Below are 25,948 nucleotides of genomic sequence, written 5' to 3' on the forward strand. Positions count from 1 at the left end.
TTTCCTGTCGTTCTGCGCTTCGAGAGCGTCGGATGGTGGGGCCGTTCGGGGGTGCCCAGGGGTCAGGTCGCGGGGTGCGCCAGGCTGCCGGCGGCGGCGAGGCTGTCGGCGATCGCGCTCTCGACGCCGCGCTGCACGATCGTGTCGACGAGATCACCGACCCGGTCGACGAAGGCGGTGCGGTGCGCGACGTCGTCGCCGAACAGCCGCAGGTCGACGATGGCGCGGTGCGCGAGGTCTCTGCCGCCGCGCGTGGGGACCGCGGTGAGCCGTTCCCGGGCGGGGTCGGTCATCGCCTCGGCGTGCGGACCGGGGTCGAACCCGGCCGGCGGGGCGACGCAGGCGAGGTAGGCGGCCACGGTCAGCGCGATGAGGTGCGGGAACTCGCCGCGGTCGAGAGCGTGGGCGATCGGGCCCGGGATGCGCTGGCCGAGTTTGACCGACCCGTCGGATCCCACCTGGCTCGTACGGTGGCCCAGAGCGCTGTTGCCCCAGCGGGCGAAGAGCTCCCGCTCGTACTGCTCGATGTCGACGCCGGCGGGAGCGGTGACCGAGGGCTCGTACTCGCCGCGCAGGACGGTCGCGGCCGCGGCTTCGATGTCGGCCAGGGCGATGGCATCCGGGATCGTCGGAACTCCCCGCAGCGCGCCGAGGTAGGCGATGAGCGAGTGCGTGCCGTTCAGCAAACGCACCTTGAGCTGCTCGTACGCGCCGACCTCGTCGGTGAACACCGCTCCCCCGGCCTCCCAGGCGGGGCGGCCCGCGGCGAAGCGGTCCTCGATCGCCCACATGGTGAAGGGCTCGGCCGGCACGGGGATGTCGTCGCGGACGCCGAGGAGTCCGGCGACGCGGTCGGTCAGCTCGGCGGTGGTCGAAGGGACGATGCGGTCGACCATGCTCGACGGGAAGGTCACGGCGCGGTCGAGGTAGGCCAGGACGTCGGCGCCCTCGGCATCCGGAAGCTCCTGGAGGAACTCGCGGACCAGCTTCTCGGTGTGCGAGCCGTTCGAGAGCAGGTTGTCGCAGCTCAGGATCGAGAGGGGCGCGCCGCCGGCAGCGGCGCGGGCCTGCAGTCCCCGGGCGAGCTGGCCGATGGTCGAGGTCGGCGCGCCGCCGCGCAGGTCGGCCTGCACGCGCGGATCGGTGACATCGAGGTGCTGCGTCGACGACGAGAAGCTGTAGCCGTTCTCCGTCACCGTGAGCGTCACGACGCGGATGCCGGGGTCGGCGAGGTCGGCGACCACTCGTGCCGGGTCGTCGGCGGCGACGTACGAGTCGGTGTGGACGCCGGGGATGGCGAGCGTCGTCCCCTCGGGCGAGACCGTGGCCACGGCGTAGAGGTGGTCCTGAGCGTGCAGCGCGTCGACGACGCGACGTGAGCGGGATGCCACGCCGACGATGCCCCAGTCGCCCCCCTCGGCGCGGAGAGCGGCTGCGGTGTACACCGCCTGGTGCGCGCGGTGAAAGCTGCCGAGACCCAGGTGCAGGATCCCCGCGGCGCCCGACACCGGGGGAAGGGCGACCGGCGAGGAGTCGCGACGCAGGCGCGCGGTCGGTGCGGAGGGATCATCGGTGATCGACATACAAGCAGTGTGCTGTGTTTGTACAAACTTGTCAACAGTTTTCACACCGCTATGCACGAAGATGGAACGACAGCACGAAGGAGCACGGATGGCGGCGACCCTCACCGACGTGGCCCGGCACGCCGGAGTCTCGATCGCCACGGCTTCGCGCGCTTTCGGCGAGCCCGACCGCCTGGCCCCGGCGACGCTCGAGCGGGTGCGCGCCGCCGCCACCGAACTCGGCTACGCCACGTCGCAGGTGCCGACGGGGGCGCGCACGATCGCGGTCCTCGTTCCGGATGCCGCGAACCCGGTCTACGCGACCCTCCTCAAGGCCATCCAGGGGCAGGCGTGGCACGGTCGACACCGGATCGTCCTCTACGACGCCGACGAAGACCTCCGGCGCGAGCGCGAATCCATCGAGCTCGCGGGCAAAGCCGACGGTCTGGTGCTGTGCTCTCCGCGCCTTCCCGAAGAGGATGTGCTCGCACTGATCGGCGACACCCCGCACGTCGTGATCAACCGCCTCATCCCGGGGGCCGTCTGCGTCATCATGGACGCCGAGCGCGGCCCGAGCCAGGCGGTCGAGCACCTCGCCGCCCTCGGCCACACGCACCTCGCCTACGCCTCGGGCCCGTACGGCTCCTGGGCCGACGATCAGCGCGCACGGACCGTCGCGCGCGCGTGCGAACGGTTCGGCATCCGCCTCACGCGCCTGAGCAACCACGCCGCGTCGATCCAGGGCGGCCGCGCGAACGCCGCGGCGGCGATCGCGAGCGGGGCCACCGCCGTGATCGCCTACAACGACCTCGTCGCTCTCGGGCTCGAGGCCGGCATGGGCGAACTCGGCCGAGCGTGCCCCGACGACGTGAGCATCGTCGGGATCGACGACATCGAACTCGCCGGAGCCGTCACCCCGAGCCTGACCACGGTCCGGATGCCGATCGCACGCTCGGGCGCGCTCGCGGTGGAGCTGCTGCTGCAGTCGATGGCCGGCAGCGCCCCCGACGAGACGGCGGTGCTTCCGTCGGAGCTGATCGTCCGCGGGTCGACCGCTCCTCCACGGGTCTAGACCGGGTCTGAGCCGGTCGCGGCGCGGGCCGCGACCATCGCCTCCACGTCGTCCACGAGCCCCGCGGCGCCGGGAGCGACCGCGATCGCCTCGCCGATGCGTCGCGCGTTCGCCGCGTACGACGGGTCCGTGAGGATCCGCTGCACGGCCGAGCGGATGGCATCCGGAGCCGGACGACCCGTGCGCAGATTCACACCCACGCGAGCATGCTGCACGCGCGCGGAGGTCTCGACCTTGTCCTCGGAATCGCCGGCGATCACGATCGGCACGCCGTGGCGCATCGCGTGGTGGAGTCCGCCGTAGCCGCCGTTGGTCACGAGCACGCTCGTGCGGGCGAGCAGCTCGTCGTAGGGCAGGTAGCTCGCGGCGAACGCGTTGGCCGGAAGGGCCGGCAACGTGTCGACCGGGCGACCGCCCGTGGTCACGGCGACCTGGACGGGGAGGTCGGCCAGGGCCGTGAGGGTCGGCTCGATCACCTCGCTGTAGTCGGTGTTGGCGACCGTGCCCTGCGTGACGTGCACGAGGGGCAGGGCCGGATCGAGGTCGGCGAACCACGCCGGCGCAGGCGCGGGCTGCGTGACCGCCGTGGCCATCGGGCCGTAGAAGCGCAGGGTGTCGGGGGCGTCACTGCGGGGGTACTCGAACTCCCCGACGGTGAACTGCGCGAGAAGGTCGCTGCGCGAGAGGACGTCCATGAAGAAGGCCCCGTTCAGCGGAGGGGCGCCCACCCCGGCCAGGAACAGGTCGAGCGAGCGGTGAACCGGCCGGAGCACGATCTTGGCGGTGACGCCGAGAACCCGGTTTCGCGCGCGGTTGAGGAGCGGCTGACGCAGCGGCGTGATGCCGAGACCGTAGGGCGGGGTGTCGCGGCTGGAGAAGCCGGCCGCCGTGATGCCGCACATGACGGTGAGGGGACGCTCGGAGCGCGGCAGGCCGAACAGGGTCTGCACCCCCAGGAAGAGCATGTCGTGCAGCACGACGTCTGCCGGCTCTTCCGCGAGAACGTGCTCCAGGGTGGCCGCCGCGGGGCCGGCGGGGTCGAGAAACGCCCGCTCGACGCCGCGGTTGATCGTCGCGAGTCCCCGCTCGCGCTCGTCGTCGCCGGTCCCGATGTCGTCGAGCGTGTCGGCTTCGGGCGGCAGAGGCAGGAACCGGATGCCGGCGGCCTCGACCATCGATCGGTATCGGGCGCCGGTGAGCAGGCGGACATCCCATCCCCGTCGCTGCAGTTCGGTGGCGACGACGAGGAGCGGGCCGACGTGGCCGACGGCGGGCATGCTGCAGATGAGGGCGGAACGGGTCATGTTCGGTTTCTTTCGAAGACGAGACCCCCGCGGGCAGCGGACGGTCTACGCGAGGTTGTCGGAGAGGTGGAGGAGCTGGGCCGTCAGCCACGACCGGTAGGCGTCGATGTCCCAGCCGCGGGTGACGGTGAAGTGCGTCCATGGATCGGGGCCCGTGATGAGGCCGAGGACGTCGGCGGCGAGCGCGACCTGCTCGACGCGGATGCGCTCGCGCTGGAGGAACCAGCCGGCCGCGATCGTCATGTCGCGATGGCGCCGCATCTCGAGGTCGAGGTACGCGGCGCGCACCTCGGCGTCACTGTCGGCGGCGGCGAGCAGGGCCCGGACGATCGCGGCCGAACGCCGGTTCGCCTCGATGAGGAAGTCGACGTACCTCGAGATCGCCGCGTCGGTGTCGGGCTCGCTCATGATCTCGACGAGTTCCGGTCGCTCGGTGAGCGAGTGCCGGCCCTCGTCGCCCGCGAAGGTGCGCTCGAAGGCGGCGATGAGCAGGGCGTGCTTGGGGCCGTTCAGGTGGACCGTCGGGATCGACACCCCCGCCTCGGCCGCGATGGTCTTGATCGATGTGGCGACGTACCCGTCACGGACGAAGAGCCGCGCCGCCGTGTCGACGATGTTCGCGCGCGTGGCGGCGGCTTCGGCCTGCCGCTTGGGGGATTGATAGCTGCGGGGCACGTCCCACCCGCTACTTCGCGGCGACGACGCCGACCCGGGCGGCGGCGGTCGACAGCACACTCCCGACGGAGATCAGGATGCCGGCGGCCCGGAGCCACGAGGGGCGTGAGCCGATCGCGACGGTGGAGTGAAGCACGGGGGCGGGAGCGGTCATGGGCGACTCCTTCGAGAGGCGAGGTGGAGCGCGCGAGCGGGGTGCGAGTCACCGCAGCGCAGAATTCACCATACACCCATATAATCGAATATGGAGATACTTCCCCGCGTCATCGAGAGGGATTGTGAACGGACAAGCTCCGAAACCGTCGAATTCACAGGAGGTACGCATAACCCATTACGTGCCTCGATCGCCACGACAAGGAAACCGCGGGCCAACGCACTGTCACCGAGCGGAACCGTGGCTCAGGAAGGTGCCGGAGCGGCTGGGAGGTCGACGGTCACCGTGGTGCGCGCACCGGGCGCGCTCTCGATGTGGATGCGCCCCTCGTGCGCGTGGACGATCGTGCGCACGCGAGTGAGCCCCAGCCCGAACCCCTGCACCGCCCGGGAACGCGCGTGGGCGGTGCGGTAGAAGCGATCGAAGACCCGACGCAGCTCGGCATGAGAGAGGCCCGGACCGTCATTCGCCACACTGACGCGCACACGCTCGTCGCCCGCGTCGCACGTCACCGTGATCGGCGCCTCGGGCTCACCGAACTTGAGGGCGTTCGTCAGCAGTTCGGCGATGGCGTTCTCGAGTTTCTCGCGGTCGGCGTGAGCGCGCGCGACGGATGCACCCCTCACGTGCACGGGCGTCGACTGCTGCTCGGCGAGCTTGCTGACACGCCGCGCTGCGGCATCCACGATCTGACGGATGTCGACGACGCAGAGACGGAGCGCCCCCTCGACCCGCGTCGCGGAAACGAGGTCCTCGATGCGGTCGAGGAGGTCGGCGGCCCGGCGGTTGACCACATCGACGTACGAACGCAGCTTGGGATCGTGCGGTCCGACGGCGTCGTCGATGAGGGAGAGGAAGCCCGTGACGCTCGTGAGCGGAGTGCGGAGCTCGTGCGAGACCGTGCGGAGGAACTGCTCGCGCACCTCGATCGCGTCGGCGAGTTCGGTGACGTCGTGCGCGACGACGACGGTTCCCTGGACGGAGCCGTCCCGCCTGTGCAGTTGGTTCGAAGACGCGAGAACGGCCATCTGCGCCTCGGGCGGGCCGAGCCAGGCGAGGTGCGCACGAATGACTTCGCCCCGCAGCGCACGGGGGATGAACTGCTCGTCGGGCGGGATTCTCGACACGCGATCGGCGGCGAGCACATTCTCGCCGGCATAGGGGGGTTCATCGAGACGGAACCCCGACGCGTGCGCCATCTCGTGAGCGGCGGCGTTCGCCACCTCAAGGCGCCCTTCTTCGTCGTAGAAGGCGACGCCCGCGGCGACGGTATCGAGGATCCCCGTCACGAGTGCCTCGGCGTCCTGCGCGTCCGCGAGGGCTTCGGTCTGAGCCTGATTCGCCCGGGAGAGTTGGCGTCCGCGGTGCCCCAGTCGACGCGCGGCGAGGAAAGCCATGACGGCCAGCGCGACGATGACCAGCGGCAGACTCGTGACGTTCGCCCAGCCCGCGAAGGACTGCGGCCAGGCGCCGTCGTAGACGAATCGGAAGGTCAGCATCGCCACCGAACCCCCCGCGACGAGCGTCAATCCCGCGCCCCCGAAGGCATAGGCCGCCCACGTCATCGGGAAGATCGCGAGCAGGATCACCCCGGGCAACACCCGCGTGATCTCGGCACGGAGGAGCGTCACGGCGACGACATCGAGAGCCGCGACCGCGATCGGGGCGAACCTCTCCCACGGGACGAACATCGCGAGGACCGTTGCCACGACACCCAAGGCGAATCCGAACAGCGAGATCGGCATCACCAGGATGGACGGCTCCACGACGGCCACGACCACCGCCACGTACACGAGCCCGAAGAAGAACGGGAGTTGCGTCTGCGCAGATCGAGCACGACGCCCCTCCGGTGTCCGCGTCGAGTCGATGTGGGGCACGGCGTCCTCGTTGCCTCTCGGGGGCGGGTAGCGGGCAGGCGGCCGCGCCCTGTGGGGTGTCGAGGGCGAGTTGCGGCAGCCAGGAAACGAAAGGTAGGTTAACCGACCATCCGCCTCTCGTACAGCTCGGCAGGACGCACGATGACGCACAGATGGCAGAAGCCGCCGCCTCCCGGAGGACGCGACGGCTTCTGCCGATTCGGAGCTATTCGCCGGCGGCGGCCGGAGCAGCCTGGGCCTGCGGGGCGGGAGCCGCGTCGCGCGGAGCGCCGTGCGGGCGGATCATCGCGGGCCGGCGCATGAACAGCACGGCGACGAGACCCACGCCGATCACGATGATCGGCAGCGTGAGCGACTGCCCCATGGCCTGCGAGAACCCGGTGACGACCTGCGGCGGAAGCGTTCCCCCGCCGAAGCTCGCCGAGGCATCCGCCGCTCCGGGCAGGTTCGCCTCGAGGCGCGCCTGCATGAACGCGGCGATGGATGCCGAGCCGATGACCGATCCGACCGTCCGGGTCGTGTTGTAGATACCGGCGCCGGCGCCCGCCTGGCGCGGCGGGAGGTTCCGCGTCGCGGTGGTCGCGAGCGGACCCCACATCCCTGCGTTGCCGACGCCCATGAGGGCCGAGGGGATGAGGAAGGCCCAGATGGGCGCGTCGTTCAGGATGAGCGCCACGTAGATCCCGAGCGAGCCGCCCACGAGCAGGAGGCCCGGCACGAGCAGGAAGCGCGGATCGGTGCGGTCGAGGAGCTTGCCGGCGAACGGGGCGAGCACGCCGGACAGGATGGCGAGCGGGACGAGCAGCAGTGCCGACTCGGTCGGGGTCAGGCCGCGAGCGAGCTGCAGGTAGAACATCTGCGGCAGCGCCATGCTCGTCACGGTGAAGCCGACCGCGGCGATGGCGAGGTTCGCGACGGAGAAGTTGCGGTCGCGGAAGAGGTCGAGCGGCACGAGGGGTTCCCCCTTGCTGCGCGCCTGGGTCCAGACGAACACGCCCATGACGACGACGCCCGCGGCGACCATCCCCCAGATCCACGCCGCCCACGAGTAGTGCTCGCCCTCCTGCAGCCCGAAGACGATGAGGAAGAGGCCGACGGCGCTGAGCACGACGCCCAGGATGTCGAACTTGTGCGCGGTGCGCGGCAGCTGCGGGACGAGGATCACCGCGGCGATGAAGCCGATGATGCCGACGGGGATGTTGATGAAGAAGATCCACTCCCACCCGAGTCCGTCGACGAGCAGACCGCCCGCGAGCGGGCCGACGAGGGTCGCGACACCGGCGGTCGCGCCCCACAGGCCCATCGCCGCGCCACGGTTCTGCGGCGGGAACGTGCGGGTGATGACGGCCATGGTCTGCGGCGTCATCAGGGCGGCGCCGAGTCCCTGCACGGCACGGGCCGCGATCAGCACCTCGAGCGACGGGGCCAGTCCGCACGCGAGCGAGGCGAGCGTGAAGATCGCGAGGCCCGTGAGGTAGATGTTCTTCGGGCCGAAGCGGTCGCCGAGGCGGCCGGTGATCAGCAACGGCACGGCATAGGTCAGCAGGTAGGCGCTGGTGACCCACACGACGTTGTCGAGGTTGTTGGTGTTCGGGTCGAGCGCCGCCTTGATCGCGGGGTTCGCGACCGAGACGATCGTGGTGTCGACCAGGATCATGAAGAACCCGATGACGAGCGCCCAGAGGGCGGGCCAGGGGCTGCGTTCGTGGGTCTTGTGGGACCCGGTACGGGTGGATGCCGTTGTGGCGGCGCGAGCGTCGGTCATGCGAATGTCTCCCTCGAGACGCGGTGCTTGTTCTTGATGTGTTCGGGGATCTCGGCGACGCCCCAGGGCAGGGTGCGGTCGGCGAGACGCGCGCGCAGGGAGTCCTGCCACGCGAGTTCGGCGGCGAGGAGAGCGGCTTGCCGCTGCACCTCGACGAGGAATTGCTCGGGGGTGTCGCGCGCGGCGGCTTCCTCGAGACCCACGCGGTGCTCGCCGATGGAGGCCTCGAGCATCGCGCGTCGCTGGTCGAGCAGGGCGACGACCTCGTCGCGCTCGAGATTGTGGGCTTCGGAGAGCGCCACACGGAAGTCGCTCTGCCGATCGATCTGGGGCAGTTCGGCGCGAACCCACTCCTCGACGGCCCGGCGCCCGGCATCGCGCAGCGTATAGGTGGTCCGCTCGGGACGATTGCCGTGTCGGTCGACGCCGACCTCGGCGAGGAGGCCGTCGCGCTCGAGGCGGGCGACGGTGTGGTAGATCGTGCCCTTCTGCAGGGGGACGAGCCGATCGTCGCGCCGCTCCTTGAGCAGCCGGACGAGCTCGTACGTGTGCATATCGGCTTCGCGGAGGGTCGCGAGGATCATGACGGCGATCGGAGTGAGGCGGCTGGTCTCCGGCATCCGTCCTCCTCATGGTCCGTGTTGACTAGTCCACGTGGACTATACGCTCTTCCACGCGATCTCGCGAGCCTCCGCACCCGAGCGCCCGCGCCCGCACCCGCGCCCGCCCTCGCGCCCACGCCCGCCCTCGCGCCCTCGCCCGCCCGCTCCCGCACCCGCACCCGCGCCCGCGCCCGCGGGCAGCGCTGAATGTCCAAGACACCCGGACGAAAATTCGAAGCGTCCGGGTTTCTTGGACACTCAACGCCCCGACAGAGCCCGGGACCGCGGAGAGATTGGGGCAGACGTGGACCGAGCGCGAGCTATGAGTCGGTCGGCGGGGCCGAGGGAGGCGAGCTGGCCGCAGGCGCGGAAGACTGCGCCGCAGCCGTCGGTGCCGCACGGCGCACCCACCGCAGGGGGATCGAGAAGATCCCCCGCTGGTTGGGCTCCTCCACCTCGAGCCCGTAGTGCTCGCCGATCGCGTCGCGCAGCTGGGCGCGCTCGGCCTTGTCGTAGGCGCGCATCTCGCGCCGGAAGGCCGTCACGGTCGCCCAGCAGATCGCCAGCAGCACCAGGCTGAACGGCAGAGCGATGCTGATGGCCGCCGTCTGCAGGGCTTGCAGACCGCCGGCCAGCAGCAGCGCGAAGGCGATGAGCGAGGTCGCAAGGGTGAAGAAGATGCGCACCCAGCGCTTGGGCTCCTCTTCGCCGCCGGTGGCGATCATGCCCATCACGAGCGCGCCGGAGTCCGCCGACGTGACGAAGAAGATCCCGATGAGGATGAGGAACCCGATCGACAGGAACACGGCGCCCGGCACGCTCTCGAGCATCTGGAACAGCGCGGTCGAGACGTTCACCGCCCCGTCGGCGCCGACCAGAGAGACCGTGCCGCTGAGTTCGCCGTAGATGGCCGTCCCACCCAGAACGGTGAACCACAGGATGCCGACGAGCGTGGGCACCAGGATCACTCCGGTGACGAACTCCCGCACCGTCCGTCCGCGCGAGATGCGCGCGATGAAGATGCCGACGAAGGGCGCCCACGAGATCCACCAGCCCCAGTAGAACGCCGTCCACGTGCCCTGCCAGGCGACCCCGTCTGCGCCGGAGTAAGCACTCGTGGTGAACGAGAGGCCGACGAAGTTCTGGATGTAGTTGCCGATCGACTGCACGACGTCGCGCAGGAGGAACTCGGTGGGGCCGGCGAACAGGAGGTACAGCATCAACAGGCCGGCGAGCACGAGGTTGATGTTCGACAGCCACTTCATGCCCTTGCCGACGCCCGAGAGCACCGAGAACAGCACGAAGCCGGTGATGATGCCCACGATGATCGCCTCGCTGACGACCGAGGGCGAGACGACGCCGAGGTACTCGAGACCGGCACTGATCTGGATGACACCGAGACCCAGCGATGTGGCGACGCCGAAGAGCGTGCCGACGAGGGCGGCGACATCGACCGCGTTGCCCCACGCCCCCTGCACGAGACGCGCCCCGAGCAACGGCTCGAGCGCCCAGCGGATGGTGCGCGGGCGCCGCCGCCGGTGGAAGGCGTAGGCGAGTGCGAGTCCGATCACGACGTAGATCGACCACGCGTGCACGCCCCAGTGCAGGAACGTCTGCGACATCGCCTGCTGGGCGAGCTGGTTGGGGGTGCCGGACACACCGGGCCGCGGCTCGATGAAGTGACTGAGCGGCTCGCTCACGCCGTAGAAGACGAGACCGATGCCCATGCCGGCGGCGAACAGCAGCGAGAACCACGACATCGTCGAGAACTCGGGCTCGTCGTCGTCCTGCCCGAGCTTGATGTTCCCGAATCGACTGAATCCCATCGCGAGCGCGAACACGACGAAGAACGCCGCGATCAGCACGTAGTACCAGTTGAAGGCCGAGACGATCGTGGTCTGCACGGCGCCGAACGTGGCCTCGGCGGCGCTGGGGAAGAGCATCGCGAAGGCGATGAACGCCAGCGCGATCGCTGCGGCAGGCCAGAAGACCCACCCCCGGATCGTCTTGTGACGACTGCCGAGGTGGGGATCGATGTTCACCGTGGTGTCGGGGGCTGCCTCGGTCATTCCATCCACGGTAGTCAAGGGCCTCGCGCCGACCGGGGGGCAGGCGCGACGGAGCGCGGTGTGGCACAATCCGCGCCGATGCGCGCCGCCCGCACCCGCAATAATGAGCGGGTGACCTCCGCTGCCCCGCTCGAGCTCCCCGGTTGGCGCCACACCTACTCCGGCAAGGTGCGCGACCTCTACATCCCCTCCGACACGGTCGAAGGGGCGGCCCCGGCGCACCTTCTCGTCGTCGCGAGCGACCGCGTGAGCGCGTTCGACCACGTCCTCTCCCCCGGCATCCCCGACAAGGGCGTGCTCCTGACCACCCTGAGCCTCTGGTGGTTCGACCAGCTCGCGGGTGCCGACGGAGGGCGCGGCATCCCGAATCACCTCGCCGCCGACCACGCCCTCGTCGGCGACGACGCGGTGGAGCTGATTCCGGATGTCGTGCGCGGACGCGCCATGCTGGTCCGCTCGCTCGACATGCAACCGATCGAGTGCGTGGTGCGCGGGTATCTGACCGGCTCGGGCTGGGCGGAGTACCGCGCGGAGGGCACGGTCTGCGGCATCCCCCTTCCGGATGGCCTGAACGACGGCGACCGCCTGCCGGAGCCGCTCTACACCCCGGCGTTCAAGGCGCCGATGGGCGAGCACGACGAGAACATCACGTTCGAGCGCTCCGTCGAGATCGTCGGGGCCGAGACCGCCGCGGCCCTGCGCGACGCCTCGCTCGAGATCTACCGCCGCGCGTCGGCCACCGCCGAGGCGCACGGGCTGATCCTCGCCGACACGAAGTTCGAGTTCGGCTTCGACGCCGACGGCGTGCTGACCCTCGCCGACGAGGTGCTGACCTCGGACTCCTCGCGGTACTGGGATGCCGAGGCCTGGAGCATCGGCACCACTCCGGCGGAACGCATGGCGAGCTTCGACAAGCAGATCGTGCGCAACTGGCTCGCGGAGAACTGGGACAAGCAGGGCGAACCGCCCGCGCTGCCCGACGAGATCGTCGAGCGCACCCGCGAGCGCTACGCGGAGCTGCTGCGCCTGCTCACGGCATCCTGATCCGCCCGCGGAGGCTTCGACAAGCTCAGCCACCGCTCGTGCGGCCGCGAAGCCCGAGCATCGGTCCCTGAGCCCGAGCATCGGTCCCTGAGCCTGTCGAAGGGACCCCCGACCACCCTCTTCAAGGAGACACATGTTCCGCTGGAAGCTGCACGGCAACGGGCGCACCGTTGCACCGGGCGCGGTCGTCGCCCCCGGCGAGCGCCTGAACTGGGGGGCGACGGTCGCGATCGGCCTCCAACACGTGATCGCGATGTTCGGTGCGACGTTCCTCGTGCCGGTGCTGACGCAGTTCCCGGTCTCGACGACGCTGCTGTTCTCGGGCGTCGGGACACTGCTCTTCCTGTTGATCACGCGCAATCGCCTCCCCAGCTACCTCGGCTCGTCGTTCGCCTTCATCGCGCCGATCACCGCCGCCACGACCATGGCCGGCACCGGCTCGGCGCTCGCCGGCATCGTCGCCGTCGGGGTGCTCCTGGCCGTGATCGGCTTCATCGTGCAGTTCGCCGGCCTCGGGTGGGTCGACAAGGTCATGCCCCCGGTCGTCGCGGGCGCGATCGTCGCGCTCATCGGGTTCAACCTCGCGCCGGTGGCGTGGGGCAGCTTCGAGAAGCAGCCGCTCACCGGAACGATCACGCTGGTCGCCGTCATCCTGTTCAGCGTGCTCTTCCGCGGCTTCCTGGGCCGCATCTCGATCTTCCTGGGCGTGATCGTCGGCTACGTCGCGACCGTGTTGATCCAGGTCACGACCGGCGAGAAGCTCATCGACTTCGACGCCGTTGACGCCGCCCCGTGGGTGGGTCTGCCCGAGTTCCACTTCCCCGACTTCGCCTCCCCCGGCACGTGGTCGGTCATCGCAATGTTCCTGCCGGTCGTGCTCGTCCTCGTGGCCGAGAATGTCGGTCACGTGCGCGGAGTCGCCGCGATGACGGATGCCACGGCCAACCGCTCGACCGGTCGCGCCCTCATCGCCGACGGTCTCGCCACGACGCTGGCGGGATCCTTCGGCGGCTCGGGCACCACGACCTACGGCGAGAACATCGGAGTCATGGCCGCCACGCGCGTCTACTCGACCGCGGTGTACTGGATCGCGGGCCTCACCGCGATCCTGCTGAGCCTCTCCCCCAAGGTCGGCGCGGTGTTCAACACCATCCCGCCCGGGGTCCTCGGCGGCGTGACCACGGCGCTCTACGGCCTGATCGGCATCATCGGCATCAAGATCTGGGTCGACAACCGCGTCGACTTCTCGCGCCCGGTCAACCAGTACACCGGAGCGGTGGCCCTGGTTCTCGCGATCGCGGGCTTCACGATGGACATCGGCCAGTTCCAGCTCGGTGCCATCGTGCTCGGCTCGGTCGCGGCCCTCGTGATCTACCACCTCGGCAACGCGATCGCCCGCGCGCGCCAGACCGGCGCCGACGACGGCGGGCCCATCCCCGCGGTGGGGCCGCTGGGCGGCGACCCGTCCTGACTCCGCGTCAGGACCGAGGGATGCCGAGACCGCACCCGTTCACCGAGCCCGCACGCGCGTGCGGCGAGACGCCGACGGCCTCGGCGATCGCGTGCGGTCTCGGCGAGGCGGGGCGTACGGCATGATCGGGGGGACCGCCCCCACCCCGGAGGAACCCATGACCGCCACCACCCGCCCGACCGCCCGCACCGGCATCATCCTCGTCGCCGTGGGGACCGTCTTCCTCGCCGCGATGCTGTGGTGGGATGCCAACGGCGCTCCCACCGTGGCCCACTTCATCACCGCCTCGGCGGGGTACCTCATCGGCCAGGGCATCGTGACGTTCTTCGCCGCACGGCGTCGCCCGCGCTGACGCCGCGCCCGCGGCATCCGGTCCGTCCTGCGGATTTCGGAGGCGGGGGCGGGCCGTCCCGAGGAGTTCGACCGCAACACGCCGCTCCAGGCCGCTCTCCGCCGGCGAGTCGGGACTCAACTCGGCGCGACGGCACGCCCGCCGACCCCGGCCTCGCCGCCACCGTTGCCGTTCCGTTACTTGACACCGGCGGGCTCCACACCGCACACTGATTGCTGTCGCTGGTAAATCGGTTTATCAGCAAGATAAATCGATTATCCAACGAAGGGTGAAGCCATGGCTCGAGTGCGCATCGCGGATGTCGCCAAAGCCGCCGGCGTCTCGCCCGCGACCGTCTCTCTCGTCCTGAACGACGCCGAGTCGCGCATCTCCGACGAGACCAAGGAGCGCGTGCGCCGCGTCGCCGACGAGGTCGGATACTCCCCCAACCCGATCGCCCGGAGCCTCCGCACCCGCGTGACCGGCACGATCGGCCTCGTCTCGGACCGCATCGCGACGACCCCGTTCGCCGGACGCATGCTGGCCGGTGCGCAAGAGGTCGCCCGCGAGAACGGGCGACTGGTGATCCTCGTCGACACCGACGGCCACCCCGAGATCGAATCGGACGCGATCTCCACGCTCGTGAACCACCGCGTCGACGGCATGGTCTACGCGTCGATGTACCACCGCGTGCTCCCGGCCCCCGCCGGTCTGCCCTCGGGCACGGTCTTCCTCGACTGCCGACCCGAAGACGGCGGATACCCGGCCGTCGTCCCCGATGACTACGCCGGGGGACGCGCCGCCACCCAGGAACTGATCGACGCGGGCCACCGCCGCATCGCCTACATCGACGACGGCGACGCCGACCGCCCGGTCGCCGCCGAGCTCCGCCTGCAGGGCTACCGGGACGTCCTCACCGAGGCCGGCATCGACCCCGATCCCGCTCTCCACGTCTCCGCGCAGACCTCGGCGGCCGGCGGTCAGAGCGCGATCGCCGAGCTGATGGCCTTGCCCGACGAGCAGCGCCCCACCGGCGTCTTCGCCTTCAACGACCGCATCGCGGCCGGGGTCGTCATGTGGGCGCCCCGTCATGGCATCCGGATTCCCGAAGACCTGTCGATCGTCGGCTACGACGACCAACAGCTGGTCGCGGCGGAGCTCGATCCGCCCCTGACCACCGTCTCGCTCCCCCACGCGGCCATGGGCCGCTGGGCGATGGAGGTCGCCCTCGGCCTCCGCGAGACGGACACCGATTCCCCCCACCTCATGGACTGCCCGATCGTTCGTCGGGCTTCCGTCGGCCCTCCCGCGCACCTCGGCAGCGCGCGGGACCCCCGGGCCACGGACTGACGCCTCTCCGGCGTCCCCTCACGATGGCGACAGGGATGTCGTCGCACACCGAAAGGAACACGATGAAGAAGTCCTTCATCCCGCTCGCCGCAACGGGCGTCGCTGCCGCGCTGGTGCTGACCGGCTGCGGTCAGGCAGGTCAGGGCAGCACGACGACCGAAGACGGTCGCACCGTGCTGACCATGTGGACGCACTCGGCGGGCAACCCCGCTGAACTCGCGGTCTACGAACAGATCATCAGCGACTTCAACGCCTCGCAAGACCAGTACGAGGTCAAGACCGAGTCCTTCCCGCAGGGCGCGTACAACGACGCCATCGTCGCGGCGGCGGCCTCGGGCGACCTGCCCTGCCTGCTCGACCTCGACGGCCCGATCATGCCCAACTGGGCCTGGGCCAACTACCTGCAGCCGCTGAACATCTCCAGCGACATCACCGACAAGCTCCTTCCCACCGCGGTCGGAAAGTACAACGGCGAGATCTACTCCGCCGGCTACTGGGATGCCGCCCTCGGCATCTTCGCCCGCAAGTCGGTTCTGGATGCCAACGGCATCCGCATCCCGACCATGGCTCAGCCGTGGACCGCGGCGGAGTTCGACTCCGCCCTCGCCACGCTGAAGGCGGCCGGGTACGACACCCCGATCGACATCGGCGCCGAGGACAAGGGCGAGTGGTGGCCGTACGCCTACTCGCCGTTCCTGCAGAGCTTCGGCGGCGACCTGATCAACCGCGACACGATGCTCACCGCGGACGGTGCGCTGAACGGTCCGGATGCCGTGAAGTGGGGCGGGTGGTTCCAGTCCCTGTTCACGAACGGCTACGCCAACAGCGGCGGCACCGTCGGCAACCAGGAGTTCGTCGACGGCAAGGTCGCGCTGAGCTACACGGGCGTCTGGAACGGTCTCGCCGCGGTCGACGCCGTCGGTGAGGACCTGCTGATCCTGCCGCCGCCGAACCTCGGTAACGGCCCCAAGATCGGCGGCGGTTCGTGGCAGTGGGGCATCTCGTCGTCCTGCAACGACGCCGAGGGCGCCCGCAAGTACCTCGAGTTCAGCTTCAACGACAAGTACATCACCCAGTTCGCCGACGAACAGCTCGTGATCCCCGCCACGGAGGCGGCCACCGAGGCGTCGAAGTACTTCAACTCCACCGATGGCGCTCTGCGTCCGTTCGCGGAGTTCTCGAAGGAGTACGCCGTGCTGCGCCCCGAGACCCCCGCCTACGCGGTGATCTCGACCACGTTCGAGACGGCGGCCAAGGACATCATGAACGGCGCCGACGTGCAGTCGGCCCTGGATGCCGCCGTCACCGAGATCGACACCAACATCTCCTCCAACGACGGCTACGGCGCGAAGTAACGCCGAGCCTGCGGTGGGGGTCCGCTCGGACCCCCACCGCACCCGGGAAAGAAGAATCCTGATGACCGTGTCTCCTCCGGTCGCCGCGGCGAAGCAGCCGCGCCGATCCCTCCGTCGCATCCGTTCCTCCCGAGGCCGGGAGACGTGGGCGGGCCTGGCGATGATGGCCCCCGCCGGGCTCCTGCTCCTGCTCTTCCTCATCGTGCCCGTGCTGCTGGCGTTCACGCTGTCGTTCACGAACGCCCGTCTGATCTCGCCGAACCCGCCGCGCTTCGTGGGCCTCGACAACTTCTTCCGGGCCTTCACCGCCGACCCGGTGTTCCTGCAGTCGGCACTGAACACGTTCCTGTTCGCGCTCGTCGTGGTGCCGGTCCAGGCCGGTCTCGGTCTGCTGCTCGCGATCCTCGTGAACCAGCGCCTGCGCGGCACCACGTTCTTCCGCGTGGTGTTCTTCATCCCGGTCGTGACGTCGATCGTCGTGGTGTCGATCCTCTGGCGCTTCATGTACCAGAGCGACGGACTCATCAACTCGATGATCGACACCGTCACCTTCGGGGCCCTGAAGGGCGCCGACTGGCTGAACGACCCGACCACCGCGCTCGGCGCGATCATCGTGCTGTCGATCTGGCAGGCCGTGGGCTTCCACATGATCATCTGGCTCGCCGGTCTCCAGACCATCCCCGAGGAGCTGTACGAAGCCGCTCGAATGGACGGCGCGAGCCGGTGGCACCAGTTCGCCCACGTGACGTGGCCGGGCCTTCGTCCCACCATGGTCTTCGTCCTCGTCACGATCACGATCGCCGCCCTCGGGCTCTTCGTCCAGGTCGACGTGATGACCCAGGGCGGTCCCCTCAACTCGACGACGACCGTCGTGTACCACGCGGTGCGCAAGGGCTACGAGCAGCAGGAGATCGGCTACGCCGCCGCGATCTCGCTCCTGTTCTTCGTCGCCGTGCTGGTCATCGCCCTCATCCAGCGCTGGTTGACCCGAGAGAAGAACTGACATGACCGGCACCCTCGAGCGCCCCCGCCGCACGGCGTCGCGCAGCACCCCCGCCCGAGAGCGCACCCGCTCCTCGGAAGGCCGCAACGGCCGCATCCTCACCTACGTGTCGATGTCGATCCTGGCGGTGTTCTTCCTGTTCCCCCTCGTGTTCATGTTCGTCTCGAGCCTGAAGCCCGACGCGCAGATCCTCCGCGACATCGACTCCCCCGCGGCGTTCCTGCCGACCGGCGACATCAGCCTCGACAACTACTTCGGCGTCTTCGATCGCGTGCCCGTCGGACAGTTCCTCTTCAACTCGATCCTCGTGACGGTGCTCACGGTCGGGCTCGGGCTGATCGTGAACTCCCTCGCCGGCTTCGCCCTGTCGCGCCTGCGGTGGAAGGGTCGCGTGGTCGTGCTCGCGCTCATCATCGCGACCCTCATCGTGCCCTTCGAGACGATCGCCGTGCCGATGGTCTACTGGGTCAACCAGCTGCCGACCCTCGTCATGGAGGGCGGCGTGCTGAAGTACGACTTCGGCTGGCTGAACACGTACCAGGTGCAGATCGTGCCGTTCATCGCGAACGCCTTCTCGATCTTCCTGTTCGCGCAGTACTTCTCGACGATCCCGCCGTCGCTCGACGAGGCGGCCCGCATCGACGGGGCGAGCTGGTTCACGATCTACCGCCGCATCATCGTGCCCCTCTCGGGGCCGGCGTTCGCGACGGTGGCGATCCTGACGTTCCTGCCCGCGTGGAACCAGTACCTGTGGCCCCTCATGGTCGTGCAGAAGGAGAATCTGCGCCCGGTCATGGTCGGCATGCAGTACTTCTTCCAGCTCAACACCGCCTGGGGTGAGGTCATGGCCTACACCTCGCTCATCACCCTGCCCGTGCTGATCGTGTTCCTGGTCTTCCAGCGTGCGTTCGTCAGCAGCATCGCGGCATCCGGAGTCAAGGGATGAGCTGTCCACTCGATGTCGTCGTGCACGGGGAAGCACCCGTCGACATCGTCACCACTTCCGCCGGGGCGGCCGAGCGCCCCGGCGGGAGCCCCACCGACGAGCCGCCGGGCGTGGCTCCCTCCACCCGAGAAGACCCGCAGCGATCCGCTGCCCCGAAAGAGAGTGCCTGACGTGTTCGACCTCGCCGATTCCTACGTGTGGGATTTCTGGTTCGCCGACGACGGCGACACCTACCACCTGTTCTTCCTCTACGCCTCGCGCGCTCTGCACGACCCCGAAGCCCGTCACTACCGCGCCTCGGTGGGCCACGCGGTCTCGACCGATCTCGTCTCGTGGGACCGCGTCGCCGACGCCCTCGTGCGCGGCGGTGCCGACGACTTCGACGCGCTCGCCACCTGGACCGGCTCGACCGTCCGCCGCGAGGACGGCACCTGGTTCCTCTTTTATACGGGCTCGCGCCTGGCCGAAGACGGCCGCAACGTGCAGCGCATCGGGTACGCGACCAGCGACGACCTCTACACGTGGCACAAGAACCCGGCGAACCCGGTGCTCGAGGCCGACGGTGAGATCTACGAGCGCCTCGCAACCACCGCGTGGCACGACGAGGCGTTCCGCGACCCGTGGGTGTTCGCCGATCCCGCCGGGAACGGCTGGCATATGTACGTCACCGCCCGCGCGCCCCGGGGACCGCTGAACGGTAGCGGCGTCGTGGCTCACGCGACCTCGCCCGATCTCGAGACGTGGACGCTGCGGGCCCCGGTGAGCGAGCCCACCGACGAGGGCTTCGGCCAGCTCGAGGTGACCCAGGTCGAAGAGGTCGACGGCCGCGCGGTGCTGCTGTTCTCGTGCATGCCCGCCCAGGCGATGGATGCCGTGCGCGCCCGCCACCCGCGCGGGGCGGTGTGGGCGGTCGCCGCCGACAGCGTCCTCGGTCCGTTCGACATCGCGACCGCGACGCCGATCACCGACGACGACCTGTACGTCGGACGCCTGATCCGGGACCGCGACGGCCGCTGGCAGCTCCTGGCGTTCCGCAATGTCGGTGTCGACGGACGCTTCGTGGGCGGGATCACCGACCCCATGCCCGTCGGCTGGGACGGCGACCGCCTCGTCGTCACGCAGCCCGCGGTGCTGTCGGCCTGACGGCGCGCGCCCGGTCCGTCGGGCGGAACTTGCGGCTGCGGCCCGGTCCGTCCGGCGGAGTTCGACCGCAACTCCCCGCTCCCACCCGCCGCTCACCGGCGGGTCGCGCCGGAACTCCGCCCGACGGCACGCCCCGGCCCGGCTCCCGTTCGCGCCGGCACGCTCGATGCACCATGATGACGGCGAGGCGATCGCCCACCGGAAGGATCAGCATGACGACCACGGAAACCCGCACCCACGACGTCGCCGTGCTCGGCGAGGCCCTCGTCGACATCGTGACCACCGCGGCGGGAGCGTCCGAGCGCCCCGGAGGCAGCCCTGCGAACGTGTCCGTCGCTCTCGGCCGACTCGGCCGCGACGCCACGCTCGTGGCACGCGTCGCCGACGACGAGCGCGGGGCCGCGTTGAACGCGTGGCTCTCGGCATCCGGAGTCGACCTGCGCACCGCCGGTGACCCCGAGCGCACCGCCACGGCGCGCGCCACCATCGGCGAGAACGGCAACGCCACGTACGAGTTCGACATCGACTGGGTGCTGCCCTCGCCGGTCGACGTGCCCGCGTCCCGGATCTTCCACACCGGATCCGTCGCGGCGACCCTCGCCCCTGGCGCCGACGAGGTGCGCGCGGCGGCCGAACGTGCGCGGCGCTCCGCGCTCGTCAGCTACGACCCCAACATCCGCCCCGCCCTCACCGGCGGGCACGCCGACGCCGCCGCCCGCGTCGAGGCGCTCGTCGCCCTCGCAGACGTCGTCAAGGCCAGCGCGGAAGACGCCGAATGGCTCTACCCGGGCGTCGCGCCCACCGACGTCGCGCGTCGATGGGTCGAGCTGGGCGCTGGGCTCGCCGTCATCACGGACGGCGAGGCAGGATCCCTCGCCGTCACCGCGCACGCCACCGTCGACATCCCCGCGGTGTCCACCGCCGTCGTCGACACCGTCGGCGCGGGCGACACGTTCATGGGGACCCTGCTCGACGGCATCCTGAACATCCCCGGCGATGTCGAGGGGCTGCGCGCGAGCGTCCGGAGCCTCGACCGCGAAGCCCTCCTGGCGCTGCTCAGCCGCGCGGCGCGCGCCGCCGCGATCACCGTCGGGCGCGCGGGAATGGACCCGCCCACCCGCGACGACCTCGACGGCTGACCGGGCGGGCCTTCGGCAGGCGGCCGGCGGCGTAGACCAGCACGCAGAGCGCGGCGAAGGATGCCGGGATGATGACGGCCCACCAGGGGAAGCCGGGGACGTCGGGCGCCTGCCCCGCGGCGTCGATGTCGGCCTGCGGCGTCGGAGTCACGCGCTCTCCCGTCACCAGGATGCGATGAGTGTTGATCCCCAGAGGCGTACACGTGACCAGGGTCACCAGGTCTTCTCCGGCCTGCGGGAAGAGGGTCTCGGTCTCCTCCGGCAGCACCACCTGCGTATCGCGCACGCGATAGGTGAGCACGTCACCGAAGACCTCGATGGTGAACGTGTCGCCCACGACGACCTCATCGAGGTCGTCGAAGAGGGTGGCCCCGGCCAAACCCCGGTGCGCGGTGAGCACGGAGTGCTGATCGGCACCGCCGACCGGCAGCGATGTGCCCTCGAGGTGGCCCACGCCCTTGTTCAAGGTCGCGTCGCTCGTCCCGTGATAAATCGGCAGGTCCACGTCGATCGCGGGGATGCGCAGCCGGGCCATCACGCCGTCGGCGCTGGCACGCAACAGATCGTCGTAGACGAACCCCGGAGCGTGCGCACCAGAGCCTGTCGGCACGCGCGACCCCGCCTCGAGCAACGCTCCTCCCACGAGGGCGGCGTTGTAGGAGTGCGCTTCGGACAGCGCCTCGCTCCGCGTCGAGCGGGTCGTCGAGCCGAGGTCGGTCTCCACGCTCACGATGAGCCGCGACTGGTTGTACTGCGTCCACCAGCTCGCCACCGTCGGGTACATGAGCAGCAGAACGCCCACAAAGGCGATGAGGGCGAGCGCCGCCGTCGCCCACGGTGCGCGCCACCGGCGACGACGGGCTTGTCGACGGGATGCCGGGGGCCAGGGGTCCTCGCCGGGAGGATGCCAGGACCGACGTCGACGCGGGTGCGGCGCGACGTCGGCCCCGGCTGGGGAAGGGGCGGTGTGGGGGGAATCCGCCCCTCCCGGCTTCATGCGGTCAGGACCGCTGCGCGCGCATGCGGCGAGCGACGATGGTTCCGACACCCGCGAGGACGAGGCCTCCACCGAGGATCGTGAACGCAGCGCTCCCCGCGCCACCGGTCAGCGGGAGGTTCGGACCCGTCTGCTGGGTGTTCGGAAGGGTGACCGTCGTGGGCGCGCTCGTTCCACCGGCGGTGACGGTGACCTCGGTCCACGGATCGGCGGGGAGGACGTATCCGGCGGGAGCCTGCGTCTCCTTCACCCAGTAGGTGCGCGACGTCACGGAGTCGTTGCCGACCCACAGGCCGTCGATCGAGATCTTGCCGGTCGCGTCGGTGGTGAACGGGCCGGCGACGAGCGTGCCGTTCTTCGCGTCGTACACCTCGAAGATCGCACCCGAGAGCGCGTCGGAGGTCGCGGCATCCGTCTTCTGGATCACCAGCCCGCCCGAGTTGGTCTGCGGCGAGTTGGTCTCACGCTCGGATCCGTTGGTGTTGACCAGAGCGGTGTTGGTGATCTGACCGTCGGCCCCGAGGCTCATGACCTTCGTGGAGATCTTCGCCTCGACGGCGGTCTTTCCCGCGAGCTTGGACAGACCGACCGAGGTGAAGGTGATCTTGACGTTGCCGGAGACCGTGTAGTCGGTGTCCTCGACCAGCGGCGTTCCATCGACCGAGACCGTGGCGCCGGTGTACGACAGGCGGTCGTCGAGGTCGTCGGTGATCGAGAAGCTGCGGTAGGTGTCGCCTGCGGCGAGCGCCGGAACGGGAGCATTCACCGTCCACACGACCGTCGAGCCGAGCACCGGCGCGTCCGGGGCCGAGACCGACTTGGTCGGGTTGGTGTCGTTCAGCTTGTTCTTGGGGTAGACGTGCACGTCGTAGAGCCAGGTGCCCTGGTTCGGGTACGGCACCGACACGAGGAAGGGCTGCACGGGCGAGACGATCGGGTTGGGTCCCGGGTTGGTCTCGGTGACGTAGTACAGACCGTAGGGAAGGTTCGCCAGAGCCGCTTGGCCGTCTGCTCCCGTGGTGACCGTGGTCGAGTTCGCGAACGAGAACGGTGCGGACGCGATGTTGGCGGGAGTGGCCGTTGCGGCCTGGTCCCAGCCTGCGGCGGTGGTGAGGTCGATCGCCGTGCCTTCGTAGGCGACGCGCTGCACCGAGAATTGCACGCCCGACAGCGCCTCCCCGAGCTGCCGGACCGCGTCCGGATCGGTGATCTCGGCACCGTTGCCCGCGGCGCCCGGATCACCCGCGTGCTTGTGGATGGTCAGCGTTCCGGTGGTACCGGTGATGTTCGACGGGCTCGCCGGGTCAGCGGCATGCGCCGCCCCGCTCGCTCCCATGGCGCCGAGCGCGGCGAGCGCCGCGACTCCGATGCCGGCGGCCAGCTTCCGCAGCCGCAGTGACCTGAGGGACATGTGATTCTCGCTTTCGTTCCTTGGCCGCCGTGGTCGACGACAGCCGGGGTGTGGGGGGACGTTCGGGGAAGACGGACGGTCAGCGTGAGGACCGTCGGCTTCGCAGGCGCAGGGTGAGGACGGAGGCGGTCGCACCCAGGAGGACGACGAAGCCCGAGATGACGAACGCATCCGCACCCACACCGCCCGTCAGGGGCAGGCGCGCCCCCGACTGCTGCTCATTCGTCTGCGGCCCGAGGTCCTGCGTCGTGCCCGCATTCGCGGGGGTCACCGTGAAGGAGAGCGAGCCCGCGGCGATGTAGCCGACCGGCGCCCGGGTCTCGGTGGCGGTGTACGACCCCCAGGCCAGATCGTCGAGGCGGAATGCGCCCGGGGTGGGGTCCTTGTCGAGACCGGTGCACGGGCTGGCGATGCAGTCGACGACCACGTTGTCGGGCGCGGCGAGCGAGGGACCCGAGACCGTCCATTCCGATCCGGACAGCATGTCGCCGGTCGCCTCCGATGTCTTGGTCCAGGCGACGCTCCCGGGTTTGCTCGCGTTCGTGATTGTGCACACCACGTCGGCGTCGGCAGCCACAGAGACGGATGCACCGGTCACGGTGCCGCCCGTGCAGCTCCAGGGTCCGGCTTGATAGCCGGCGGGCGTGCCCGATTCGGACAGGGCATAGGAACCCGGGGCGACCACCGCGGAGGTGATCGCGCTCTCGCCGGTCTTACCCGTGATCGCCTGAGGTCCCGCGCCGGTCAGCGTCCAGTCGGCCGGCGTCGAGCTACCGCCGTAGGTGTTATCGACCTGCTTCTTCAAGGTCAGCAGGCCCGAGACCGGCTTGTTCGTGAGGGTGCAGTCAATCGCATCACCGGGCGCGATGTTCGACAGGGCGACTCCGGATGGCCCGGCAAGAGGAACCGTCTGGCTGCCGCCTCCGGCCCGGGCGATGGTGCAGACGCCGCTCACGAACTCCCACCCGCTTTGTTGCTGCTCCGAAACCTTCACCTCGCCCCGCGCCGAGGCGCCCTCGAAGGCGAGCTGCCAGGACACGCTTCCGGATGCCGGGGTGACCTGGGTGGTTGCGGAAGGAGAAGCCGTACCGGAGCCGGTGGTGAAGGTCGTCGCCGCGCCGAGTGTCCATCCGCTTCCGGGACGCGCGTCCTGTCCACGGATGTCCTGGACCACCTTGTGCACCGTAACGCTCGCCGTCAGCGCCCGGTTGACGAATGCGCACTCGACACTCGCGCCCGAACGGTTGGGAATGGTCACGGTCGACTCGGAGCTCACGGTCACTGCGGCGCCCGTCTCGTCGACACAGCTCAGGCTGCTCGCATAGGTGGCGATCGGACTGGTCGATCCGGGTGCCATCTGCTCCGTCAACGTGTACGTGGCGCCCTGTAGAACGGGGAGAGGGCCGATTTGATCCGCCTGAATGCCCGTCGCAGAACCCGTCGTCGTGGCAGTGCCGGAGACCGTCGAGCCTTTTGCCACGGAGAGGGCGAATTGATCCGAACCCGCCGCGCGCGACGCCACATTCTTGCGGAGCGTGAGGTTGGCGGGCGAGTTGCAGCTGGCCAGATCCGTACTGCCACTCAATCCCGTCGCGGTGACGGAGATCAACGTGCCCGTGGAGGTGTCGTACTCGCGGACGGTGTCGGAACTTCCGAGGAACATGCTGCCGTTGTTGTTGAACGCGACACCGTTGACTTCGGCGAAGCCCGCGGTGGTGAAGCTGAACGACTGCGACGAGGGAAGGAGCCCGCCGCTCGCCGCGGCGAGGGAGGCGGCGGTTACCGACAGGACCGTGGTGCTGGAGTTGCTGGCAACGAGATACAGATTGCCGCGCGCGTCGAACGCCATGTCACCGTTCATGGTTCCGCTACCCGCGGTGGGCGCGTTGATCGAACCGACCAACGTGAATGCTCCGGTAGATGGCACGTAGCGGGTCAGCAGGAACCGACTGTCAGACGTGAACCCCCCCAGGTAGTAGTCTCCCGTGCTCAGATCGATTGCTCCGGCGACGAACGAGACCAATGAGGTGTTGGTGTAGCTGTCGGTCGTCCGAACCCACCTCGATCCATCGAAGTAGTAGATCCTCGCAGTGTTCAACGTGCTGGACCGATCAAAGGCGAGGGCCGTCTTGCCGTCCGCTCCGATCCCCAGGCCGTTGAAGTGCGTGATCCCCTGCGCGGCGGCACCAACGGTCGAGACCGCGCCGTTGGCGATACGTCTCATCTGCCCAGAGCTGGAGACCGCGTAGAGCGTCTGCGGTGCGCACGTCAACGACGCAGACACCCCGGACGGAATCGAGGCCGGTCGCACCGGCGAGAGAGCCTGCGCGGCGGGGACGACCGTCGTCGCCGCGACCACTCCGACACCAGCGCCCGGCTCGGAAGCGCTCGCTGGCGCTCCCGAGCAGGTCAGCCCCAGGGACAACCCGGCGACCAGCACTGCGCGGGCGACCTTCTCTTTGATATGCACGAAATTCTTCCCTCCGACGAATAGCGCCGATTTCGGCGGCATATTCGCGATTCAACGGTCGGCCTCGCTCGGGCGGATATCGCACACGAAATCCGCCGCCATCTCACATGGATCCGACGAACGCCGTGTCTCACCGTATGGACCGCCCCAGAGAACACGAAACCGTTAGTACCCGCCTTAGTCCCTGCGCTTAATACCAGCCCCCGCT

General features: G+C 69.6%; 21 protein-coding genes. 10 read left to right on the forward strand and 11 right to left on the reverse strand.

Going from position 1 to position 25,948, the window contains the following annotated elements; translation table 11 throughout:
• Nucleotides 1-62: 62 nt before the first annotated feature.
• The gene (locus MTES_RS05820; RefSeq protein WP_013584283.1) at nucleotides 63-1,583 is read right to left on the reverse strand and encodes a mannitol dehydrogenase family protein; all 1,521 of its coding nucleotides are present in this window, start codon (nucleotides 1,581-1,583) and stop codon (nucleotides 63-65) included.
• Between the two features lie 88 nt (nucleotides 1,584-1,671).
• On the opposite strand from MTES_RS05820, the gene MTES_RS05825 reads away from it, so the two are divergent.
• The gene (locus tag MTES_RS05825) at nucleotides 1,672-2,634 is read left to right on the forward strand and encodes a LacI family DNA-binding transcriptional regulator (protein ID WP_013584284.1); all 963 of its coding nucleotides are present in this window, start codon (nucleotides 1,672-1,674) and stop codon (nucleotides 2,632-2,634) included.
• On the opposite strand, the gene MTES_RS05830 is transcribed toward MTES_RS05825, so the two are convergent.
• The 7 genes from MTES_RS05830 to MTES_RS05855 form a co-directional block, all read right to left on the reverse strand.
• Entirely contained in the window at nucleotides 2,631-3,938 is a 1,308-nt protein-coding gene (locus tag MTES_RS05830) for a glycosyltransferase (RefSeq protein WP_013584285.1), read from the reverse strand. The genes MTES_RS05825 and MTES_RS05830 overlap by 4 nt on opposite strands.
• Nucleotides 3,939-3,983: 45 nt before the next feature.
• Nucleotides 3,984-4,613: a TetR/AcrR family transcriptional regulator gene (locus tag MTES_RS05835; RefSeq protein WP_013584286.1), complete on the reverse strand. Its 630-nt coding sequence runs from the start codon at nucleotides 4,611-4,613 to the stop codon at nucleotides 3,984-3,986.
• 10 nt (nucleotides 4,614-4,623) lie between these two features.
• Complete coding sequence (locus MTES_RS19510; RefSeq protein WP_013584287.1) at nucleotides 4,624-4,767, reverse strand: hypothetical protein; 144 nt, start codon at nucleotides 4,765-4,767, stop codon at nucleotides 4,624-4,626.
• Nucleotides 4,768-5,012: 245 nt separating this feature from the next.
• The gene (locus MTES_RS05840) at nucleotides 5,013-6,644 is read right to left on the reverse strand and encodes an ATP-binding protein (RefSeq protein WP_013584288.1); all 1,632 of its coding nucleotides are present in this window, start codon (nucleotides 6,642-6,644) and stop codon (nucleotides 5,013-5,015) included.
• A 205-nt stretch (nucleotides 6,645-6,849) separates the two neighbouring features.
• The gene (locus tag MTES_RS05845; RefSeq protein ID WP_013584289.1) at nucleotides 6,850-8,409 is read right to left on the reverse strand and encodes an MFS transporter; all 1,560 of its coding nucleotides are present in this window, start codon (nucleotides 8,407-8,409) and stop codon (nucleotides 6,850-6,852) included.
• Nucleotides 8,406-9,029 carry a PadR family transcriptional regulator gene (locus tag MTES_RS05850; protein ID WP_013584290.1) on the reverse strand — a complete coding sequence of 208 codons (624 nt, stop codon included), beginning with the start codon at nucleotides 9,027-9,029 and terminating at the stop codon, nucleotides 8,406-8,408. Before MTES_RS05850 ends, MTES_RS05845 begins: the two co-directional genes overlap by 4 nt.
• Nucleotides 9,030-9,331: 302 nt before the next feature.
• Entirely contained in the window at nucleotides 9,332-11,080 is a 1,749-nt protein-coding gene (locus MTES_RS05855) for a BCCT family transporter (protein WP_013584291.1), read from the reverse strand.
• Between the two features lie 78 nt (nucleotides 11,081-11,158).
• Between MTES_RS05855 and MTES_RS05860 the strand changes: the two genes are divergently transcribed.
• The 9 genes from MTES_RS05860 to MTES_RS05900 all read left to right on the forward strand — a co-directional run bounded on the left by MTES_RS05860 (nucleotide 11,159) and on the right by MTES_RS05900 (nucleotide 20,862).
• Complete coding sequence (locus tag MTES_RS05860) at nucleotides 11,159-12,124, forward strand: phosphoribosylaminoimidazolesuccinocarboxamide synthase (RefSeq protein ID WP_050901760.1); 966 nt, start codon at nucleotides 11,159-11,161, stop codon at nucleotides 12,122-12,124.
• A gap of 133 nt (nucleotides 12,125-12,257) precedes the next feature.
• Nucleotides 12,258-13,595, forward strand: a complete 1,338-nt coding sequence (locus MTES_RS05865) for a uracil-xanthine permease family protein (RefSeq protein WP_013584293.1) — start codon at nucleotides 12,258-12,260, stop codon at nucleotides 13,593-13,595.
• A gap of 157 nt (nucleotides 13,596-13,752) precedes the next feature.
• On the forward strand, nucleotides 13,753-13,947 hold the full coding sequence (locus MTES_RS18400; RefSeq protein ID WP_148272812.1) for a hypothetical protein: 195 nt from the start codon (nucleotides 13,753-13,755) through the stop codon (nucleotides 13,945-13,947).
• 276 nt (nucleotides 13,948-14,223) lie between these two features.
• The gene (locus MTES_RS05875) at nucleotides 14,224-15,276 is read left to right on the forward strand and encodes a LacI family DNA-binding transcriptional regulator (RefSeq protein ID WP_013584295.1); all 1,053 of its coding nucleotides are present in this window, start codon (nucleotides 14,224-14,226) and stop codon (nucleotides 15,274-15,276) included.
• Between the two features lie 62 nt (nucleotides 15,277-15,338).
• Nucleotides 15,339-16,631: a sugar ABC transporter substrate-binding protein gene (locus tag MTES_RS05880; RefSeq protein WP_050901841.1), complete on the forward strand. Its 1,293-nt coding sequence runs from the start codon at nucleotides 15,339-15,341 to the stop codon at nucleotides 16,629-16,631.
• A gap of 61 nt (nucleotides 16,632-16,692) precedes the next feature.
• On the forward strand, nucleotides 16,693-17,634 hold the full coding sequence (locus MTES_RS05885; RefSeq protein ID WP_013584297.1) for a carbohydrate ABC transporter permease: 942 nt from the start codon (nucleotides 16,693-16,695) through the stop codon (nucleotides 17,632-17,634).
• Nucleotide 17,635: 1 nt separating this feature from the next.
• On the forward strand, nucleotides 17,636-18,580 hold the full coding sequence (locus MTES_RS05890) for a carbohydrate ABC transporter permease (RefSeq protein ID WP_013584298.1): 945 nt from the start codon (nucleotides 17,636-17,638) through the stop codon (nucleotides 18,578-18,580).
• Nucleotides 18,581-18,751: 171 nt separating this feature from the next.
• The gene (locus MTES_RS05895; RefSeq protein WP_013584300.1) at nucleotides 18,752-19,723 is read left to right on the forward strand and encodes a glycoside hydrolase family 68 protein; all 972 of its coding nucleotides are present in this window, start codon (nucleotides 18,752-18,754) and stop codon (nucleotides 19,721-19,723) included.
• A gap of 212 nt (nucleotides 19,724-19,935) precedes the next feature.
• Nucleotides 19,936-20,862, forward strand: a complete 927-nt coding sequence (locus tag MTES_RS05900; protein ID WP_013584301.1) for a PfkB family carbohydrate kinase — start codon at nucleotides 19,936-19,938, stop codon at nucleotides 20,860-20,862.
• On the opposite strand, the gene MTES_RS05905 is transcribed toward MTES_RS05900, so the two are convergent.
• From MTES_RS05905 to MTES_RS05915, 3 genes are all read right to left on the reverse strand, one after another.
• On the reverse strand, nucleotides 20,807-21,859 hold the full coding sequence (locus MTES_RS05905) for a class C sortase (protein WP_148272813.1): 1,053 nt from the start codon (nucleotides 21,857-21,859) through the stop codon (nucleotides 20,807-20,809). The two genes, MTES_RS05900 and MTES_RS05905, sit on opposite strands and share 56 nt — an antisense overlap.
• 4 nt (nucleotides 21,860-21,863) lie before the next feature.
• The gene (locus MTES_RS05910) at nucleotides 21,864-23,270 is read right to left on the reverse strand and encodes a SpaH/EbpB family LPXTG-anchored major pilin (protein ID WP_013584303.1); all 1,407 of its coding nucleotides are present in this window, start codon (nucleotides 23,268-23,270) and stop codon (nucleotides 21,864-21,866) included.
• 79 nt (nucleotides 23,271-23,349) lie between these two features.
• A complete protein-coding gene (locus MTES_RS05915) occupies nucleotides 23,350-25,782 on the reverse strand; it encodes a SpaA isopeptide-forming pilin-related protein (RefSeq protein ID WP_148272815.1) in 2,433 nt (810 codons plus the stop codon).
• Between the last annotated feature and the right edge of the window lie 166 nt (nucleotides 25,783-25,948).

Origin of the sequence: Microbacterium testaceum StLB037, assembly GCF_000202635.1 — a bacterium.
GTDB classification, from domain to species: Bacteria; Actinomycetota; Actinomycetes; order Actinomycetales; family Microbacteriaceae; genus Microbacterium; species Microbacterium testaceum_F.